Here is a 19003-nt window from a genome sequence, read left to right as displayed (position 1 = left end):
GGGAGAACAAGAACGCTCCGGAAATCAGCGCATCGCGGTCGAGCCACTCTGCAGCTTCCGCTGGATCGACGCATACATCTGATGGCAGTGCGCGTGGTGGGTGCGCTTGGAGAGCAACTGGGCGCTGCGCTCGTACGAACCCCAGCGGACAATCGCGATCTCAACGTTGCGGCGGCCCCACTGTTTCATGTGGGCCTTGGAAGGCGTGTAGATGTCGATGGTGCCGGTGCCGGTGAGGGCGGAGCCGTAATCATCGACGACGAAGAGCTGCGGCATCCCCTTGATTTTGAAAGTCGTGCCAACGGGATAGACCGACCAGTCGGCGGCTGCGCTGCGGACGCGGCTGCTGTAGCGCAGCGGGGTGCCGGCGGCATTCATCGAGCCATACTGCAGGTGATCCGACTCGGTGCAGGTGTAGGCGGTGGTTCGAACGTGGCGCAGGCGGTCACCCGAATAAAGCGGCATCCCGTGCTTGTCCTTGGGCTTGGATTGGCCTGCCGAGACGACCCGGCTCGACGGTGCGTCGGTCGTGTAGCCTCCTCCTCCACTGTAGGAGTACCCACTTCGCAGCGACCGCTCTTTGGAGACGATGCTCAGATCATTCCCGCAGCTGGCGAGGAAGACGACGGACGAGAGGGCGAGGAAAAGATAGCGGAATCGCATGCGGGAATCTTTCGGATTCGTTGAACGTCAGAACGTTCTAATTTAACGAGGGGGCTTTTTTACGGGTCGAATTTCATTCCGGCAAACCAATTCTTCGGGCGTTAGATCGCGGGTATGGACGATGCGTTTACGCGAAATGGTCGCGTTTCTCCGGCCTAACACGTCTCCCGGCCGGATTCGGGACTTTCGCAGTGCAGGTGCTTGTCGTCGTGATTCCCGCTGCCAATCCTCCGCCCATGAGCCGTTGGTTTACCCTGCTGCTAACATTTCCCGTGATTCTCCAAGCCCGCGAGGTGCGCGACTCCGACCTTGCCGAGCCTCTCGAATCCATCGGGCTGATCGCGTGCCTGCGGCACACGAAAGAGGCGCCGGCTCTCGAACGCTACGCGGTGCAAGAGCCCGACCTGCTCCTGTGGATGGGCGACAATCTCTACTGCGACACGCTCGACATGGAGGAGCTGAAGTCCGCCTACGCCGCGCTCGCGAAGCGACCCGATTTCAAGGCCTTGGAGTCGATTCCGATGATGGCGACCTGGGACGACCACGACTTCGGCTGGGACAATTCGGGCGCGAGCTATCCGAAGCGCGACGAGAGCAAGGCCATCTTCATGGACTTCTGGAACTTCCCGGATGATCCGGCCGTGCGGGCCCGACCGGGAGTTTACAGCGCTCGGGTCTTCGGCCCTTCGGGAAAGCGCGTGCAGGTCATCATGCTCGACACCCGCTACTCGAAGGACAAGACGCGGATGCTCAGCGAGACGCAGTGGAAGTGGCTCGCCGAAGAGCTGGAGCGCCCGGCCGAATTCCGGGTCATCGTCTCGGGCCAACAGGTCCTGCTTACCGAAGATTCGGCATTCGAAGCATGGTCCAAGGCGGGCAAGGAGCAGCAACGACTGCTGGACCTGATCCGACAAAAGGCCACCGAGGGAGTCTTCCTCGTATCCGGAGACCAGCATTACGCCGAGATCTCGGAAGTGGCCGGAGGCTTCGGCTACGATGCGGTCGAGTTCACCTTCGCCGGCGTCAATCAGGACGAGAAGGAGTCGGCCAATCGGAACCGGGTCGGACCGGTCATCCATGCCAGAGACAAGGCGGGTTTCCTGACCTTCGAGTGGGGAGAAACGCCGTCGGTGACCTTTCGCGCCGTCGACACCGAAGGCACCGAGCTGGTCTCCCGCAAACTGTCGCTGGCCGACCTCCGTCCTGCGAATCCGTGACCCGCTAGAGCCCGAGGCCGAGCAGTTTGCCGGCGACCCGGTCGAGCGAGTCCCGGTCGTCGATCTCCGAAACTCCCGCCCACTTGCAGAACAAGGGATAGGCAACACCGAGCGAACGACGGAAAGTGCGGGCCTCGAATGATGCCGGATCGGCGGCCTCGGAGGACTCGTCGAGACCGGCGTTGTCCGCACGCTCCAACACACCGGCCGAGAGCTCGGTCAGGCGCGCCATCTTCCTGTAGTTCAGACGGTCCGGGGTGTCGGTCGGCTCGTGATAGTGCTCCCAGCGACCGCAGGAGAAAAACAGGTACGGCGTGCCGCTCTTCCGAAACGCACCGTGGTCGCTCATGTCGCCGACGTAGCGGTTGAGGGTGGCGACCAGCTTGAACTTGTCGGGCAGCTCGACCGACCCGACGAGATCGGGCAGTTCCGGATGGCTTTCGCACCCGGTGACGAAGGTGAGGCCGGCCAGCCCGGGGACCGCCATTCTCACTCCCGGGATACGGATGTCGTGGCCGACGAGATCGTAGATGATCGCAAGATGGACGCCGCGATCGTCCAGCTGGTCCTCGTGGAAACGGTTGCTGCCCATCGCGTCGGACTGGAAATAGGGCGGCTCCTCGGCGTCGAAGATCGCCACCACCAGATCCCGCTTGAACCCGCCCAGATCCGCCGCGCGTTTCCCGAGCGCCAGACAGATCGCCACGGCCGCACCATTGTCGTCGGCACAGGGGGCGGCGATCACGCTGTCGTAATGCGCGCCGATCAGGAGCGGCGGCAGCGTGCGGTCTGTTCCCGGGACGACCCCGACAAAGTTCGTGAAGTCGGTATCGTGCCGCCGGTAGGGCAGGGCGAACGAATCGCCGCGATACGGTTGGCAACCGATCTCCGCGAGGCGCCGGGCGACGAAGTCTTCGGCCACGGCGTGACCCGGAGTGCCGACCATCCGACCGGCGGGCTGGCAGAGTTGGCGGGTGTCCTATTCGAGCAGACGGGCAAGTGAGTGGATCGTGTTCATGGTGCTGTTGGCGAATTTGCGCCTCTACCATTCAAAGAACGCGCCCGCCCGCGTGGGGAACGCCGCGCATCTGTGGTCGCGACTGTGCCCGCGCAGGATCCATCCCGCTGCTACAAATCGGCGCCCGATCTCCCATCGCCGGGCAACCGCATCGTCCCACCCCGCACTTCTCCCCGCTGGATTCCTCCGCTACGCCTGTCCCCGATGGAACCCACCCGACGCCTCCGCTCGCTCGACGCGCTTCGCGGCTTCGACATGCTCTGGATCATCGGGCTCGACGCCTTCTTCCGCGGACTCGCCGCGGCAACCGATGTCCCGTTCCTCGATGCCTGGGCCCACCAGCTGGAACACGTGCCGTGGGATGGCCTGCGCGCCTACGACCTCATCTTCCCGCTCTTCATGTTCCTGTCCGGCGTCGCGATTCCGTGGTCGGTCGGCGCGAAGCAGGACGGAGGAAAGTCCCGCCTCAAGCTCGCTCTCGGCATCCTCCGCCGGGTCGTGCTGCTGGTGGTTCTCGGCATGGTCTACAACGGGCTCCTCGATCTCCGCTTCGAAACGCTGCGCGTTGCCAGCGTGCTCGGCCAGATCGGCATGGCTTACGGATTCGCCGCCCTGACCTGGCTGTTCGTCCGGCACAACGGCGGCCGCATCGCGGTGATGACCGGACTGTTCGTCCTCGTCGCGGTCCTCCAACTCCTCGTTCCCGTGCCCGGCCATGGGGCCGGAGTTCTCACCGAGGAAGGCATCATCAACGGCTGGATCGACCGCCACCTTCTGCCCGGAAGACTCTACGGCGGGAGCTTCGATCCGGAAGGCATCCTCTGCTTCGTATCCGCCGCGGTGCTTCCTCTCGCCGGAGCCTTTGCCGGCGAGCGATTGCGGAAAGCCCCGGCTCCCCGATTGGCGAACGTCCTCCTCCTCGCCGGTTGTGGCGGCGTTGCCATCATGGCCGGCTGGCTGTCCCAGACCTTGGGATACCCGCCGATCAAGGCCGGGTGGACCGGCACCTTCAATCTCTATGCCGGCGGCATCTCGCTCGTCCTGCTCGCCGTCTTCCACCTCGCCATCGACTTCGTCCGCTTCAACTGGAGCCTGCCGCTGCAGATCGTCGGCATGAATCCGCTGACGATCTACCTTCTCGCCCGAATCGTCCCCTTCGCCGCCATCGCCACTTTCTTCGCCGGAGGAATCGCCCGGCTCTCCGGCGACTTCGGCCCCGTCATCCTCGCCGCCACCACGCTCCTCATCGAATGGCTCGTGCTCTGGGTGCTTTGGAAGAAGAAGATCTTCCTGCGGGTGTGATACGATTTCCGATGGCAAGGCATGGAACCGCCAAGTCGCCAAGCACGCAAAGGAAAGCCATCCGTGGTTGATCCGATTCAGTAGCCGTTTCGCGATTCCCGATGAAGGGGTTGAACCGCGAAAATCGCGAATTCGCGCAAAATCTGTATAGTTTCAAATACCCGCTTGCTTCGGATTTCGCGGCCTTTCGCGACTTTCGCGGTTGGTTCGTAGCCCCTGTCCTGGTGTGAGGCCGGTCGTCGTGATCCGCTCGCATGCGGCTACGACCGTTCAAGTGCTCCAACATCCATCTTGGCGCCCTTGGCGACTTGGCGGTGAATCCAATCAAGCCACAACCGTTTGGGAAACGGGCCTCACTCCCGAGCCAATCAACCTTCGATGGCTCCCCTTCCGAAGCCTCGGCGAAGGCGGTTTCATCGCCTTGCATCGAGCCCGGCCCGAAGGCAGAGTTCTCCGGGATGGAAGCCTCGGACCATCATTTCAATCGTGAGGACCGGTCGCGGAAGTGGAAGCGGATCGCCGCGCACCTGCGTGATCACCCGGAAGATCTCGCGATCGCTCTCGAGAACATGGACCGGTGGGAAACGCTGGGTCGTGTCCACCCGGAGCCGATTCGCTGCTGGCGTGAACGGATCCGAACCGCGATGGCGTCCGATGCGGGCATGAACGCACTCATCGGGTTTCTCGAGGCGCCGAACCATGACTCCGAGCCGATCAAGTCGTGCTCGCCCTTTGTCGGACTTCCGCTGCGTGCCGATGCCCGTCCCGCGTCATGAATCTGACCGCCCTCCAGCACCTCATCCGGGCGGCGACCGCCTTGGCGGAAGACCTCGACTTCCTGGTACTCGGTTCCGCCTCCCTCCTCGCCAGCTTTCCGGAACTGGGTGAAGCCACCGCTCCACTCGCCTCCACCTACGACGCCGACATTTGCCCGGAGCCCTTCGATGAGCTGACCGGGACGATGCTTGAGGAAGCGCTGGGAGAAGACCGGGCATACTTCCGGCGTCATGGCTACCACGCCGATGTCCTCCGGAGCTCGATTCTCGACACCCTCCCCTCCGGTTGGCGCGGGCGATTGGTGGACGTCCCGGAATGCCCGAAGGCAAAAGCCCTCGACCCCATCGATCTGGCGGCCATCAAACTGCAGGTCGCCCGACCCAAGGATCTCGACCTCGTCCGGATGCTGATCTCAACGGGCCGAATCCCGGCAGAAGAGATCTCTGTGCGCCTCGACGCACTCGACATCCCGGTCGAGCAAAAGCCCCGCGTTCTGGCGAACCTGCGCAGCGTCACATCGTCGTCGTAGAAATTTGGAGCCTGCCGTGCGGCCGGAAGACCGGCGGCTTCATCCGTTCAAGCGATCGCCTTGCTCCCCCGATTTTTCTTCGTTCGACGTCGAGGATCCGATGCCTGATCTTCCCGCACTACCGTGATCCTCCGCCTCACCTTTGTCATCCTTTCCCTCGCCGGCTTCATCCGCGCCGAGCCGCTTGAACGCATCGAGGGCTGTTCGCTGGTCCCGACCGACTGGGCGGATGGCGACAGCTTCCTCGTCCGGATTCCGGAAGGCAAAGAGGAACTGACCGTGCGCCTCTATGGGGTCGACTGCATCGAGACCCGCGCCTCCGACGACTCGGATGCCCGGCGCCTGCGCGCCCAGCGCCGGTATTTCGGAATCTCCGACCACGGCGGCACTCCGCAGGCTTCGATCGATGCGGCGAAGGCGTGGGGCAAGAAGGCCACCGTCCGCACCCGGGAGCTGCTCGCGAAACCGTTCACGCTCCACACCGCTCGCGCCGACGCCCGGGGCGACGGCAAACACGCCCGGATCTACGGCTTCATCACCACCGCCGAAGGCAAAGACCTCGCCGCCCAGCTCGTGACGGAAGGACTCGCCCGGGCGTATGGCGTCTATCGCGAAACTCCCGACGGACTGAGCCGCGATGATTGGAAAGAGGAACTGGCCGACCTCGAATTCCAAGCCGCCAACCGTCGCGCCGGCATCTGGAAACTCACCGACTGGGACCGCCTCCCTGAAGAACGGCGGATCGAACGTGCCGAGGAAGCCGAACTCAAGATTGCGATCGATGGCGCCCAAGCGGAACAGGGGTCCATCAACCCGAACACCGCCGCCCGCGACGAACTGATGAAGCTTCCCGGCATCGGCGAAGTCACGGCCAACCGGATCATCGAGGGTCGCGAGGACGGCAAATACCAAACCGCCGAGGACCTCCAACGCGTCAACGGCATCGGCACCAAGACCCTTGAGCGAATCACGCCCTTCCTCACTTTCGAATAGCGGGAGGCCGTCACGATTCCTCCACGAGCATTCGATGGCTCGCTTTCCGTAGCCTTCGCGAAGGGGGGCTCTCCCTAACCCACATCGGGGATTTGCAGATGCGAACGGATGAGGCAGTATGGATGGCAGCCGAAGCGAAATGAGCGAAGCCACCCCCCGCCCCCGCCGAACCCCACGCCGCCGTTCCGCCCCCTCGTCACCGAAAGGGAACGACGCGCCACGACGGAGCGCACCGACCAAGGCGGAGACCGCCCTTCTTCCCGCCTTTGAGGGTCTGGGCCATGAGCAGATCCACGTGCCCGCCACCCGGACCGAGTGCATGGATGCCGTTGAACAGGTCATCGCCGCGGGACTCGGTGGGTTTGACACCGAGGCAAAGCCCACTTTCAAGGCCGGGCAGAAAAGCGATGGCCCGCACGTCGTGCAATTCGCCCTGGCGGACCGCGCCTTCATTTTCCAACTCCACCGCAAGGAGTGTGAGAAGGCCGCCGCCGTGCTGATCGCTTCAGGGAAAGTGCTCAAGGTCGGCTTCGGGCTGAAGAACGACCACGGGCAGATCCGCGACCGGCTCGGCATCGCGCTGAGCCCCGTGCTCGATCTCGACCAGGTCTTCCGCAAGTTGGGCTACACCCGACAGATCGGCGTCCGCGGCGCGATGGGCGCGCTGCTCAAGCTTGGCTTCAAGAAGTCGAAGTCGATCACCACCAGCAACTGGGCCGCGCCCGAGCTCCGTCCCAACCAGCTCCTCTACGCCGCCAACGACGCCTACGCCGCGCTGAAAATCATGGAAGCGCTACAGCGGGATGGGCATCTCGAACCGTAGGCGGTCGGGCTCCCGCAGGGTAGGGTCGACCGCCCCCGGTCGACCGTCGCGTCACCCACCGGCCTCGCGATCATCTCTCGTGTCGGAAATTCCCACGGGCTCTCCAGCCGCGGACAAGCAGGGCGCTTGTCCCTACCTTGTCTCTCTGATGCGTCACAAAGGCCAGAGTCGACCGCCGAGCCACCTGACGAGCGCGGAATCGCATTCGCGCCGGGCAGCCGCCTGACCATTTCCTTCCCGGCGGATCCTGCGCAAAGACCGGCCCGCCACTTGCTTTTCTGATGGCGCGATGCGGCCCGGCGGCCCATCTCTGCTAACCGCCCCCTGATTCCTCCCCATGAGCCCTTCCCCCTTCTCACGCGTTTTCGGCCTCGCCTTCTCGACCCTGGTCGCCGTCGCTCCGCTCGCCCATGCCGATCTCGACGTCGATGGCGTCCTCACCATCGAAGGCACCATCCCGCTGTCCGTTCAGGGACCCTTCGAGGTCGGGGCCGCCGAAAACGTGCAGGTCTTCATCGGCGACGGCTCCGGATTTCTGCCCGGCGGCGGGATCGATCCGGCCGCGCGCGGGATCTTCCTCACCAATGCCACCGTGGGCATTGTCAAATCCGGCACCGACTACGCCGTTGTTGCCAGCGGCGGCGCGAGTTCGGCCGGCATCCCGGGCCTGACCGTGGCGGGATCGATCACCGCCCGGGTGAACATGCTTGGCTTCGCGATCGATGAAACGATCACCGTGCCCGGCACCTCGAACCTGGTAAACGTCGCTTTCTCCGGCGCCGAAACTTCGGGCGGTCCCGGCGATCCATTCTACAGCATCACCGGCGCCGGATTCGGCATCGACATCAACGGCCAGACGATCGTCGGCGACCTCGACGTGAGGAAGCTTTCCGTCGTTCGCAGCAGCGGACCGGAAACAGCGCTGAGCCTCGGTGTGTTCAACGGCATCACCGGCTTCGGTAACGGCATGACCGATCTGGTCTCGATGGCCGACGCGACCGGATACGTCCTCGCCTTCTCCGACGGACTCGCCGGATCGCTCAGCGGCAATGTGGCCGTCACCGGAGCCGCCAATGCCGGCGCCTACCATTTCGAAATCAACACCACCGACACGCCCGTCGACGAGACCTTCGATACCGGCGGTGGCTTGGCCAACGTGATGGTCGAGGCCGGCAACTTCATCCGAATCGTCGGACTTGGCAGCCTGCTCGAAATCCTCGGCCAAACGCTCAGCGGCGACTTTCTGTTCCAGCAGGATCCGAGCGGTGACGTGTCGGTCCTGGCCATCAATGTCATCACCTCCTTCACCGACGGTCCGACCGACCTGATGACCCTGTTCGACGGGAGCGGCGCACTCTTGCTGACGCCCTCCGGTGCCGCCGGCCAACTCGGCGGCCTGCTCTCGCTGAACGTCCCCGATGCGAGCGTCTCGGACAGCTTCGAGCTGTCGATCAACAGCACCTCGCTCGCGGTGAACCGCACCTTCGACATCGGCGGGTCCCTTTTCACTCTCGACCTCGCGGCGGGCAACTACGCGCGGATCGGCGCCGCGGGCGTGGGCGTGACGCTCGGTGGCCAGGAGGTCGTCGGTGATTTCACTTTCGAACAAGACTCGGGCTCGGTCGTCGGCAGCGCGACTTCGGTCACGAGTGTCTTCGGCAGCCCGGGCAATGACCTTCTCAGTCTCACCGCTGGCAACGGTGTGCTGCTGCTGAATTCCACCGGACCAGCGGCGACTTTCAACGGCCTCGCCACCACTGCGGATCCGGATGCCTCGCTCAGCGGAACACTCGACCTCCGGATCAACCTGACCGGACAGGTCATCAGCGAGACGGTGACGGTCGCCGGCATCACCGGGATTCTCGAATTCGGCGCAAGCAACACCCTCGAGATGACCGCCACCGGTGCCCAGCTGGAGATTCTCGGATCGACTCTCATCGGGGATTTCCAGTTCGAGAAAACCGGCGGTGGCGATGTCGCCGGTGTGGTCTCCAATCCAGCTCTCGCCCTCGACGACGGCTCAATCGAACTCGTCACCGTGTCCGGCCCGACCGGCGTCGTCGTCATGAGCGCCGCGGGCACCGCGATCGAGTTCTCCGGCAACATCGCGACCTCGGTTCCCGGAACCAGCGCGTCCGGAATCTTCACCGCCGCCGCCAACACCGGAAGCTCGGCGGTCAACGAAACCCTGAGCATCGGCGCCGGGATCGTTTCGCTCGACCTCCCGCCCGGCCCGTTTCTCCAACTGACCGGCGCCGGTGCCGCCTTCTCCATCCAAGGCCAAACGCTGACCGGCAACTTCGTCTTCGAACGCAAGAGTGACGGCACCATCGTGGCGCTCGTCACCGGGGGACTCTACGTCCAAGGCGGCGGACTCACCGCGCTCAACGACCTCAGCGGCCCGCTTCTGTTCTTCAGCACCGGCGTCGCCGGCGCGCTCGATGGCATTCCCGCGCTCGCCATCCCGGGTCTCGTTTCGGCTGCGCCATTCGCACTTCAGATCAATACGACGAACACCCCCGTCGACCAAGCCGTGGAGGTCAACGGCTCGATCTTCTCGGTCTCCGTTCCCGGCGGAAACTTCCTCCGCCTCGTCGGCGAAAGCATCGCGTTGCAGATCGCGGGCCTCGACCTGGTCGGCAGCTTCCTGATCGAGAAAGTCGCACCGGACACGGTCGGCCTGCAAGCGGTTGACGTCGGCTTCTCGATGGGTCCCGCATTGCTGGATGCCTTCGGTTGCTCCGGCACTTTGCTTGCCAACAGCTCGGGCGTCGCGGGTGGTCTCTCGCTTGGTGGCTTCGCCTTCAACGCTCCCGAAGTCGGCCTCGCCGGATTCGCCAACCGCATCGAGTTCAACACCCGCCCGACACCGGTCATCGGCGCCTTCGAACTCGGTGGCGGAACCGAGTTCCTCAACCTGCCCGCCGGCCCGTATGCCGGAGTGCCTTTCGTCGGTGCCGCGGTCTCGCTGAGCCGTCTCCAGCTCGGCGGAGTGCCGAGCGGCTTCATCGGCGACGTGCTCGTCGACCAGTTCGAGGGCAAGGCGCGCATCCGTCTCGTTCAGGACGGATCCGTCGGCACGGGCACCACGCTCGTCCCCGGCACCGGCGCTTTGCGCATCACCGAAGGCAACCTGATCACCAGCCTGTCCGGATCACAGATCGACTTCGGGACCTCGCTCGATGATCCGGTCGTCATTACCGGCGGGACCTTCAGCGTCGATACCCCGGTGCCGCTCCGCATCCACCCGGCATCGATCAAGTCCGGCGACGTCCCGCTGATCGACTTCTCGTCCGGAGGTGGCCCGGTCACCCCGGCCGACTTCCAGGTTTCCCCGCCGCTCCCGACCGGCTTCAGCCTCGCCGTCTCCGGCGACATGCTGCTGCTCACCAGCGCCGTCAAAATCGACACCGATGGTGACGGCCTGAGCGACGATTGGGAGGAACTGTACGGCCCCGACACCACCAGCCTGAGTCCCATCGACAACAGCGACGGTGACCTCTACCCGGCCATCGTCGAGTTCGCTCTCGGGCTGAATCCGACCATCCCCGACACCCCGACGCTGACCCCTTCCATCGAGGAGAGCGGCGGCCAGAACTACCTGACCCTGACCTACACGAGAAATCCCGATGCCATCGGCCTGCTCGGTATCTTCACGCAGCGCTCCACCGACCTCGGACAAACCGACCCGTGGTCCAGCGACGACACCACTTGGCAATCCGGCACCGACACCCAGATCACCGACCGCTCCCTCTTCCCCACCGCCGCCAACCCCAGCGAGTTCCTGCGCCTCGAAGTGGTCAAACCGTGAGCTGATCTCAGAGCATCTTCATTTGCAGTCCTTGGCCTAACATCCAAGAAGGCGGAGAACTGCTGCATTCCGGATCCCCATTTCCGTGTGCTCCGTGTATTCCGTGGTTCCATCCATCCGCTGGACGGATCAAAATCGTAGGCGATCGATCTTCCAAAGCCCATGGCTGCAGAATTCAGGGACTACTACGAGACGCTCGGGATTTCGCGGGATGCGACTCCGGCGGAGGTGAAGCAGGCGTTCCGCAAGCTGGCGCGCGTCCACCACCCGGACGTGGCGCAGGACAAGTCGGGCGCGGAAGAGAAGTTCAAGGAAATCAACGAGGCCTACGAGGTCCTCAGTGATCCGGAGAAGCGCAAGAAGTACGACACGCTCGGGGCGAACTGGAACCAGCAGGGAGGACCACCTCCTCCGGGCGGAGGCGGCGCGCGCTGGCAGAGCAGCGGCGGCGGACCGATGCCGGAAGGCTTCGAGTTCGAGTTCGGCGGCACCGGCTTCAGTGATTTCTTCGAGCAGTACTTCTCGGGTGGTGGCACCCGGAGGGCGGCAGGATTCGGGGGCGGCGGATTTCATGGTGGTGGTGGAGCGATGCGTGGGCAGGACATCGAAGGCGACCTGATGGTCACGCTGGAGGAAGCCTTCGCGGGATCGATGCGCACCATCTCCCTGCGGCGGATGGATCCGCGCACCGGCCAGGTTGCCACGGATGAAGTTCAGGTCCGTATCCCCGCCGGGATCGGTGAAGGCCAACAGCTGCGCGTCCCGGGTCACGGTGGCCAGGGAAGTGGTGGCGGCGCGGCGGGCGATCTCTACCTGCGGGTCCGCATCGCGGCTCATCCCGACTTCCGGGTGAAGGGTCACGACCTCTACTGCGACCTCGTTCTCGCGCCATGGGAGGCCGTGCTGGGCACGACGCTTCCGCTGAAGATCCCCGGAGGCAAAACGGTGCAGCTCAAGATTCCTCCGGGCACGGGGTCGGAGGACCAACTGCGGCTCAAGGGCTACGGGCTGCCGAAAAAGAACGCGCCGGGCGACCTCTACGTCGAGATCTCGATCGAGGCTCCATCCGACGTCGGTGGTGAGGAAAAAGAGCTGTGGGAGAAACTACGGGATGTATCGAAATTCAAACCGAGGGAGGACTGACATGGACACGATCGAACCGGATCCGCATCGGACGCATTCGATGGAAGTCGTTGTGAAACTTACGGGCTCCTCGCGCCGGAAGATTGTCTTTTACTGTCGCCAAGGCGTGATCCGTCCGGCGCGCGACAGCGGAGAGGATTGGCTCTTCGACGAGGAGGCCGTCGCCCGCCTCCGCCACATCGAGACACTGCGCCAACAGCACCGGATGAACTGGGCCGCCATCAGGACGATCGTTTCGCTGCTCGACCAGGTCGAAGCCCTGCGGGAAGAGCTGCGATTCCGTCGGTGATAAAACGGCGAACCGCCGCCATTCCATGCAAAATCGAATCCATCCTGCGCTTGTTGCCCTCAAACTGCTGCTCGCGGCGGCGTGCACGACCGTGCACGCCGAGCCGCCATCGTCCCTCCGCGTCATGACCTTCAACGTGCTGCGCGGCGGGACGGCTCGGGGCCAGCCTCTCGAGCAGACGGCCAAGGTGATCCGCGAGGCGAAGGCCGATGTCGCGGGCTTGCAGGAGATCGGAGGGAATCTCGAGCCTCTCGCGAAACTGCTCGGCTGGAGTCACGCCGGCTTCGGCAGCAAGGGAATCGTCACCCGCTTCGAGATCACCGCGGAACATCAGGACGGGGTCCGGGTGAAGCTGGATTCGGGCCGGGAAGCGGATGTGTTCAACGTTCACCTCCGGCCGGCGCCCTACCAGCCGTATCAACTACTAAAGATCCCGTATCACAACTCGCCATTCCTCACAACGGAGGCCGAGACCATCAAGGCGGCGAATGCGGCGCGGGGCGACCAGGTGGCGGCGGTGCTGAAGAACGTGGCCGCACTTGCCGACGACGGCCTGCCGGTTTTCCTGACCGGCGACTTCAACGAACCCTCGCATCTCGACTGGACAAAGAAAGCGGCGGACAAGGGAACGCATCCGATTGCTGTCGCCTACCCGGCGTCCACGGCGGTGACTGCTGCGGGATTCCGCGACGCCTGGCGGACGGCGCACCCGGACGAGCTCACCCGACCGGGATTCACGTGGACGCCACTGACGAAACCCGACGATCCGAAAGACCATCACGACCGAATCGACTTCGTGTATTTCAAAGGCGACGGAATCCGCCTGGGCGAGGCACGGGTGATCGGCGAAGACCCGAAGCGCGCCGACGTGGTGATCACCCCCTACCCGTCGGATCACCGGGCGGTCGTGGCGGAGTTCGTGGACAGCAATGGACCTGCGGGCTCGGAGAGGGAACCGTGAGGCTATCAAACGCCTTCACTTCCTTTGCCAAATGTCGTCTTCGGCGAGGATGGACGAGGGCGTCTTGCCATCGAGCCACTTGCGGGCGGCCGGGTCCTCCTTGAGGTAGGCATCCCAGAAGGCCGTGCTGAGGGCGAGGATCACCTTGTGGTGCTCCGGATTGCGCTGTTCGGCGCCGCGGAGGGTGCGGTCGGAGAAGGCCATATGCTCGGCGTCCTTCAGGACGAGCTCGTACTTCGAGCCATCGGGCAGCGCGGGGTAGACCTCGCGCCTCGACTCCGGCGTGGTGCGGCCGACGACGCTGCGGTCTTCCGTTCCCGTCATGAGCATCATCGGCAGCGTGATCTGCCCGAAGGCCTTGGCGGCATCGCCAAAATTCGGCGGACTCGGACTCAGCGCGAGACCCGCATCGATCCGGCTGTCCGCGAACTTCGCTCCGGCGATACCGAAGACCTGGCCACAAACCGCCTGGGTGGTCACGGCACCGTACGAATGCCCGGCCATACCGATGTGTTCGAGATCCATCCGGCCCTTGAGGAAGTGTCCCTTCTGCGCATTCCACTTCTCAAGCTGGTCGAGGGTCGCCGGGACATCGCGCATGCGATCGAGGAAAGTCTCGCCGTTGGCCGCTTCCTTCGCGGCGGCCAGACGACGGGCGCGCGGCACGTCCTTCCACACCGACTCGTCACTGCCGGCGTGTTGCATCGCGACGACCACGTAGCCCCGGGCGGCCCAGTATTCACCGAGATAGGTGCCGACCTCCCTCGATCCGCCGAGGCCGTGGCTGAGCAGGATCACCGGCGCCGGCTTCTTCTCCGGCAGATAGACCTTCAACGGAACTTCGCGATCCGTGTAGCGGAACTCGGTCAGCTCCGTCTCGAACTCGCCGTCCTTACTCGCGGGATCGTAGGAGATCTCCTTCCCCGCGGCGAATACCGAAAGGACCAGCAGCAGAACCATAGCCTTCATGAGCCGATTCAACCCGATGGAGTGGGAATGGTTGCACGACGAAACCAAGCAACGCGCGACGAAGTGTGCGCGCGTCTGGCGACAGTGAGAATGAGGCAACCGCGAAACGGGCGAAACTCCGCGAAATTTCGGAGGGACTTCGGGGCTCTGGGGGAGGGGTTGGAGTCAGCGGCCGGGGGTCAGGGGCCAGTCCCAAGTCCCAAGTCCCAAGTCCCAAGTCCAATTTCGCGAGGTTTCGCGTTTTTCGCGGTTCGCTCTACTCCTGTTCGAAGCTCGATCGGCATTCGTGTGAATTCGTGTCGATTCGTGGTTCATCTTCGAACGGCAGGTCCCCCGCCCGGCAATGACACCCAAAGTTGACCCCGAACGGTCATACTGCTTCCTCACATCGTTCCGTGACAAATCCGCCACCGGCCCGGTGTAATCCGCGTGCCGTCCCCGCGGACGGTTGAGTCGTCATGAACCTCCTCAAGACCAAGACCGGACGGTTGGCCGCCTTTGGCGGACTGTACATGAGCGAAGGCCTGCCGCAGGGATTCGCGGGCGTGGCGCTGGCACTGGAATTCAAGCGGCGCGGGATGGATGCGGCGGCCTTGGGAACCTTCGCGGCGACGATCATGCTGCCATGGACGTGGAAGTTCATCATGGGTCCTTTCGTCGACAACCTGCACATCCGCCGCTTCGGCGCGCGCAAGCAGTGGATCGTCTTCGCGCAGGTCGGCATGCTCGCGTGTCTCGCGTTCGCACTGATGCGGATGCCTGAATTCACCGCAGCCGGTGCGGTCGGGCTCGGATTGTTCACCACATTGATGGTGCTGCATAACGTCTTCGCCGCGACGCAGGATGTCGCCATCGACGCGCTCGCGTGCTCGGTGCTGAAGAAGGAGGAACGCGGGCTGGCGAACGGCCTGATGTTCGGCTGCGCCCAGGCCGGCAACGCGATCGGCGGTTCGGGCGTTCTTTTCATCAAGGACCTGACCGGCAGCTTCGGCACCGCCAGCCTGCTCGTCCCGTTCCTGCTGCTCGCCATTCTCGCCTGCACCATCACGATGATCTGCGAGAAGTCGGCGGCACGGGAAATGGCCGAGGGCGAAATGCCGGCACCCGAGCCCGGCGACACCGGCATGCGGGCGGCGGTCGACCAGATCCGCGACTATGCGATCACCGTCGGCAAGACGATCTTCGGCACCCGCCGCGGCTTCCTCGGTTTCGCACTCGCGATCCTACCCTTCGGCGGGATGGCGCTGAGCATGACCGTGTCGACCGTCATCGCGCCGAGCCTCGGGATGGACGACAGCGAACTGGCGAAACTGAATCTGGTCGGTACCTTGTTCTGGGTCCCTGCCTGTCTGTCCGGCGGGTGGTTCTCCGACCGCTTCGGCCGGCGCCTCTCGGTCGCGACCTTTTCCATCCTCTCGGTGCTGCCGGGATTGTGGATGGGCTACCAGCTCCGACGACTCGGATGGGACCATCCGCCCGAGGGTGTCGACGGCGTGTGGCCGCGGCAGGACCAGCTCATCGGATACTGGTGGATCGCGACAATCATCTTCAGCGTGTTCAACGGACTGATGTATGGCGTGCGCGCGGCGTTCTTCATGGACATCGTGAATCCGAAAATCGCCGGCACCCACTTCACCGCGCTGATGGCGATGCTCAACCTCGTGACCGCGTACACCTACTTCTGGCAGGGTCAGGCTCTCGATACCGGCGCCTGGAACTGGACGCTGTGGCAAATCTTCCTGGTCGACACCCTGCTCGGCCTCGTCTTCCTCGCGATCATTCCCTTCGTCCAGCCGAAACAGATCCACTTGGACGAAGCGTGACCGATCCGTCACCGGCATGAGAGATTGCCGCGGTGGGACGGGACTGATTGAGTGTCGGCCGTCCGTGACTTTCCCTCACGGAACCCTCTCACCTCGCATGCCTGTTGTCCCGTTCTTCCCGGTCGCCCGATTGTTGTCGGCCGCTGCCATCGCCGCACTCGTTTCCGTCGAGTTCTCGTTCGCCCAACCGGTCATCGTCGGCCAGTCACGATCCTACGAGGTCTTCGAGTCGCACGACTTCATCGCGACCGTCGATGCCCGCGGAGACTCGCTGAGCTACCAATGGTTCAAGAACGGCACCACGGCCGTCGCTGGCGCAACCTCGGACGAACTGCATCTGACCGCCGTATCGACCAGCAAGCTGGGCGCCTACCATGTCGTCGTGACCGACGGTTCCGGTAAGACCGCCGCCAGCGAACCGGTGAGCCCGCAGTTGATCGAGCCCGATCCGATCAGCGTCACGCCCGGAACCAAGGGCTATGTGCGGGTCCCCGGCACCCCGGCGGCCTATCATCTCTACCTGCCGAGTTCGTATGCGACGGCTGCGGGTCCGCGACCTGTCCTGATCACCTTCAACCCGAGCGGAGGCGGAATGGTCAACCGCTTCCAGACGGTGGCGGAAGAACGGGGATGGGTCATCGTCGGGGTGGTGAACAGCCGCAACGGCCAGTCATTCTTCGATCAGGGCCTGTGGAACCAGCGCCTCGTCGAACATGTGCTCCTGCATCTCGACGTCGATCCGAACCAGATCTTCTTCGGTGGATTCTCCGGTGGCGGGTGGCTGTCCTTCCGTGCTGCGAAATGCCATGCGCCGATCAGCCGCGGGGTGTTCTCGATGGGCGGCTGGCTCGGCAACCAGCGCTCGTTGCTGAAGGACCGCTATCTCCCGGGGCTACTTGTCGCGCGTGCGAACGGAACCAATGATACCGGGGCCAACCTTTACATGACGGATGACCGCACTCACCTGCAGCGGTTCCTCGATGCCGGCGACATCACCGACTACAGTTTCTCGGGCGGCCACGCCGCCGCACCGGACGCGACCATCCGGCAGGTGTTCCAGTGGTTCGAGTCTCAGGTAACGCCTTCGAACCCGGCGGAGCGCCTGGCGGGAAAGGAAGCGGAAGCACGTTGGAAAGCGGACATCACCTCCGGCCGGACCGAGGAGGTGCTTGGTGAGATCATCGACGCATTGTACTACACACGCCGGACTCCGGAAGCGCTCGCCGCATGGCGGGCTTTCCACTTCCTACTCGACCATCCCGAATCCTTCCGCCACCGCGGCTCCGAATTCCTGGCGACCCACCCATTTTCCAAGGAGATCCTGCAGTTTTTCTACTACCTGCAGCCAAACGTCCGCCACGATCCCAACCGGTCGCGGCTCCGCTCGCTGAATCGGATGGCACGCTACTTCGGCACGAGATCCTGGGTGGAGCGCTCGAGATGGCACGATTTCCTTGAGTCGGTTTCGGCCGACCCGGTCGTCTTCCGGGCGACCACGCTGACGGCGCTGGACGAATTCATCCTCGCGCACAATTTGTGGGAACTCCCGGACCTTCCGTACCTCGGCGACTGGGATGGCGACGGGATGGTGAACTGGGTCGATCTCGCTCTTGGTGGAGATCCCCTCGTCGCGGATGCACCATCGCCCGCATCGGTCGGCATGGTCGACGACGCTCCGTGGGCAACCTTTCCTTCGGTTCGTTCAGGTCCTTACCTTGAACTCGAAGTCGAATCGTCCGCTGACTTCGACGCCTGGGTCACGGCAGCCCAGACCTCGATGGCACCGCAGCCGAACGGAGCGGAGATGGACCTGCATGTGGCCCTCCCCCAAGGACCTGAAGGACGTGGCTTCGCCCGGGTCAGCCCCAGCATCGACACGCTGTCATGGTCGGATCCGAACCATGACGGAATCACGCGGGAGTACGGGTTCGGCACCCTTTGGAACCTTCCGTACGAGTCGGATTCGAGTCCTGACCAGCGCTTTATCACTCCATGGCTGCCGGATGTTCCCTACTACCTCGAGTATCTCACCGATGCCCGCGTTCGGAAGGCGGAGCCCGACTGCATGGAAGACTATGCACACGTCCACCCTTTGCTGCTCGGCAGGCGGGGACTGCTCTACCACGAAATCTGGACCGATATCGCCGGTTCCGACATCGCCTCGGGCCTTGCGGTGGCCAACAGCCGGCCGGCCGATCTGACGATTCTAACCGTGAGTTCGGAAGCGGCATGGCATGCCGAGACCGACAGCCTTGCCGGCGACCGATACTTTGAGCGGACCCGCGGCTACTACGTTCCGGCGGTCAGCGGCCAGCATGTCTTCATGATCGCTGGCGACGACGCCAGCCAGTTCCGGCTTTCGTCATCGGCGAATCCGGCCGCGGCATCGACGGTCGCATCGCTGAGCGGGTGGACAGGGCGGCGCAACTTCACGCAGCAGGCGTCCCAAATCTCCTCGCCCATCTCACTGACCGCAGGCGTTCGCTACTATTTCGAAATCCTCCACAAAGAAGGAAACGGCGGTGACCACTGCACGGTCTTCGTCGAACCTCCTGGAGGCACCGCCGGCTTGATGGAAGGCGATGTCATCCAGTGCCTCAGCGAGTCGGATCTGGAATAGCGATCACGGGGTGCAAGTTGCACCGGACCGTCGACGGCATCTGGCATCCGATCTGCACCGGTCGG

At 64.0% G+C, this 19003-nt stretch carries 15 protein-coding genes; 12 read left to right on the top strand and 3 right to left on the bottom strand.

Features of this window, described 5'->3' with window-relative positions; translation table 11 throughout:
• Positions 1 to 24: 24 nt before the first annotated feature.
• A complete protein-coding gene (locus HAHE_RS09300; RefSeq protein ID WP_338690441.1) occupies positions 25 to 663 on the bottom strand; it encodes a 3D domain-containing protein in 639 nt (212 codons plus the stop codon).
• Between the two features lie 236 nt (positions 664 to 899).
• Here HAHE_RS09300 and HAHE_RS09295 point away from each other — a divergent pair, with 236 nt between their 5' ends.
• Entirely contained in the window at positions 900 to 1880 is a 981-nt protein-coding gene (locus HAHE_RS09295; RefSeq protein ID WP_338690439.1) for an alkaline phosphatase D family protein, read from the top strand.
• Positions 1881 to 1884: 4 nt separating this feature from the next.
• Here the strand turns inward: HAHE_RS09295 and HAHE_RS09290 are convergent, their stop codons facing one another.
• Complete coding sequence (locus HAHE_RS09290; RefSeq protein WP_338690437.1) at positions 1885 to 2802, bottom strand: M28 family metallopeptidase; 918 nt, start codon at positions 2800 to 2802, stop codon at positions 1885 to 1887.
• A gap of 300 nt (positions 2803 to 3102) precedes the next feature.
• Between HAHE_RS09290 and HAHE_RS09285 the strand changes: the two genes are divergently transcribed.
• The 9 genes from HAHE_RS09285 (at position 3103) to HAHE_RS09245 (ending at position 13526) form a co-directional block, all read left to right on the top strand.
• A complete protein-coding gene (locus HAHE_RS09285) occupies positions 3103 to 4200 on the top strand; it encodes an acyltransferase family protein (RefSeq protein WP_338690435.1) in 1098 nt (365 codons plus the stop codon).
• Between the two features lie 458 nt (positions 4201 to 4658).
• The gene (locus tag HAHE_RS09280) at positions 4659 to 4976 is read left to right on the top strand and encodes a hypothetical protein (RefSeq protein WP_338690433.1); all 318 of its coding nucleotides are present in this window, start codon (positions 4659 to 4661) and stop codon (positions 4974 to 4976) included.
• Positions 4973 to 5506: a hypothetical protein gene (locus HAHE_RS09275; protein ID WP_338690431.1), complete on the top strand. Its 534-nt coding sequence runs from the start codon at positions 4973 to 4975 to the stop codon at positions 5504 to 5506. Before HAHE_RS09280 ends, HAHE_RS09275 begins: the two co-directional genes overlap by 4 nt.
• 123 nt (positions 5507 to 5629) lie before the next feature.
• Positions 5630 to 6499 carry a helix-hairpin-helix domain-containing protein gene (locus HAHE_RS09270; RefSeq protein WP_338690429.1) on the top strand — a complete coding sequence of 290 codons (870 nt, stop codon included), beginning with the start codon at positions 5630 to 5632 and terminating at the stop codon, positions 6497 to 6499.
• A 139-nt stretch (positions 6500 to 6638) separates the two neighbouring features.
• Positions 6639 to 7322 carry a 3'-5' exonuclease gene (locus HAHE_RS09265; protein WP_338690427.1) on the top strand — a complete coding sequence of 228 codons (684 nt, stop codon included), beginning with the start codon at positions 6639 to 6641 and terminating at the stop codon, positions 7320 to 7322.
• A 337-nt stretch (positions 7323 to 7659) separates the two neighbouring features.
• The gene (locus HAHE_RS09260) at positions 7660 to 11133 is read left to right on the top strand and encodes a hypothetical protein (protein WP_338690425.1); all 3474 of its coding nucleotides are present in this window, start codon (positions 7660 to 7662) and stop codon (positions 11131 to 11133) included.
• A 162-nt stretch (positions 11134 to 11295) separates the two neighbouring features.
• Positions 11296 to 12276 (top strand): J domain-containing protein, encoded by a 981-nt coding sequence (locus HAHE_RS09255; protein ID WP_338690423.1) that lies wholly within the window; start codon positions 11296 to 11298, stop codon positions 12274 to 12276.
• A gap of 1 nt (position 12277) precedes the next feature.
• Complete coding sequence (locus HAHE_RS09250) at positions 12278 to 12565, top strand: MerR family transcriptional regulator (protein ID WP_338690421.1); 288 nt, start codon at positions 12278 to 12280, stop codon at positions 12563 to 12565.
• 25 nt (positions 12566 to 12590) lie between these two features.
• Positions 12591 to 13526, top strand: coding sequence for an endonuclease/exonuclease/phosphatase family protein (locus tag HAHE_RS09245; RefSeq protein WP_338690420.1), 936 nt, complete (start codon positions 12591 to 12593; stop codon positions 13524 to 13526).
• A 15-nt stretch (positions 13527 to 13541) separates the two neighbouring features.
• Here HAHE_RS09245 and HAHE_RS09240 read toward each other — a convergent pair whose 3' ends face one another.
• Positions 13542 to 14495, bottom strand: coding sequence for a hypothetical protein (locus HAHE_RS09240; protein WP_338690419.1), 954 nt, complete (start codon positions 14493 to 14495; stop codon positions 13542 to 13544).
• 458 nt (positions 14496 to 14953) lie between these two features.
• On the opposite strand from HAHE_RS09240, the gene HAHE_RS09235 reads away from it, so the two are divergent.
• The gene (locus tag HAHE_RS09235; protein WP_338690416.1) at positions 14954 to 16318 is read left to right on the top strand and encodes an MFS transporter; all 1365 of its coding nucleotides are present in this window, start codon (positions 14954 to 14956) and stop codon (positions 16316 to 16318) included.
• A gap of 97 nt (positions 16319 to 16415) precedes the next feature.
• Complete coding sequence (locus HAHE_RS09230; protein WP_338690413.1) at positions 16416 to 18938, top strand: hypothetical protein; 2523 nt, start codon at positions 16416 to 16418, stop codon at positions 18936 to 18938.
• Positions 18939 to 19003 lie beyond the last annotated feature (65 nt).

Origin of the sequence: Haloferula helveola (assembly GCF_037076345.1) — a bacterium.
GTDB lineage: Bacteria > Verrucomicrobiota > Verrucomicrobiia > Verrucomicrobiales > Akkermansiaceae > Haloferula > Haloferula helveola.
The sequence above is the reverse complement of the archived record's forward strand: the minus strand, read 5'-3'. Positions and strand labels throughout refer to the sequence as shown.

What these genes read in the sequence shown, in the direction of transcription:
- HAHE_RS09260 (WP_338690425.1), top strand. Translation starts at nt 7,660, where the DNA reads ATGAGCCCTTCCCCCTTCTCACGCGTTTTCGGCCTCGCCTTCTCGACC.
- HAHE_RS09300 (WP_338690441.1), bottom strand. Translation starts at nt 663, where the DNA reads ATGCGATTCCGCTATCTTTTCCTCGCCCTCTCGTCCGTCGTCTTCCTC.
- HAHE_RS09230 (WP_338690413.1), top strand. Translation starts at nt 16,416, where the DNA reads ATGCCTGTTGTCCCGTTCTTCCCGGTCGCCCGATTGTTGTCGGCCGCT.
- HAHE_RS09245 (WP_338690420.1), top strand. Translation starts at nt 12,591, where the DNA reads ATGCAAAATCGAATCCATCCTGCGCTTGTTGCCCTCAAACTGCTGCTC.
- HAHE_RS09275 (WP_338690431.1), top strand. Translation starts at nt 4,973, where the DNA reads ATGAATCTGACCGCCCTCCAGCACCTCATCCGGGCGGCGACCGCCTTG.
- HAHE_RS09240 (WP_338690419.1), bottom strand. Translation starts at nt 14,495, where the DNA reads ATGAAGGCTATGGTTCTGCTGCTGGTCCTTTCGGTATTCGCCGCGGGG.
- HAHE_RS09255 (WP_338690423.1), top strand. Translation starts at nt 11,296, where the DNA reads ATGGCTGCAGAATTCAGGGACTACTACGAGACGCTCGGGATTTCGCGG.
- HAHE_RS09280 (WP_338690433.1), top strand. Translation starts at nt 4,659, where the DNA reads ATGGAAGCCTCGGACCATCATTTCAATCGTGAGGACCGGTCGCGGAAG.
- HAHE_RS09250 (WP_338690421.1), top strand. Translation starts at nt 12,278, where the DNA reads ATGGACACGATCGAACCGGATCCGCATCGGACGCATTCGATGGAAGTC.
- HAHE_RS09295 (WP_338690439.1), top strand. Translation starts at nt 900, where the DNA reads ATGAGCCGTTGGTTTACCCTGCTGCTAACATTTCCCGTGATTCTCCAA.
- HAHE_RS09265 (WP_338690427.1), top strand. Translation starts at nt 6,639, where the DNA reads ATGAGCGAAGCCACCCCCCGCCCCCGCCGAACCCCACGCCGCCGTTCC.
- HAHE_RS09235 (WP_338690416.1), top strand. Translation starts at nt 14,954, where the DNA reads ATGAACCTCCTCAAGACCAAGACCGGACGGTTGGCCGCCTTTGGCGGA.
- HAHE_RS09285 (WP_338690435.1), top strand. Translation starts at nt 3,103, where the DNA reads ATGGAACCCACCCGACGCCTCCGCTCGCTCGACGCGCTTCGCGGCTTC.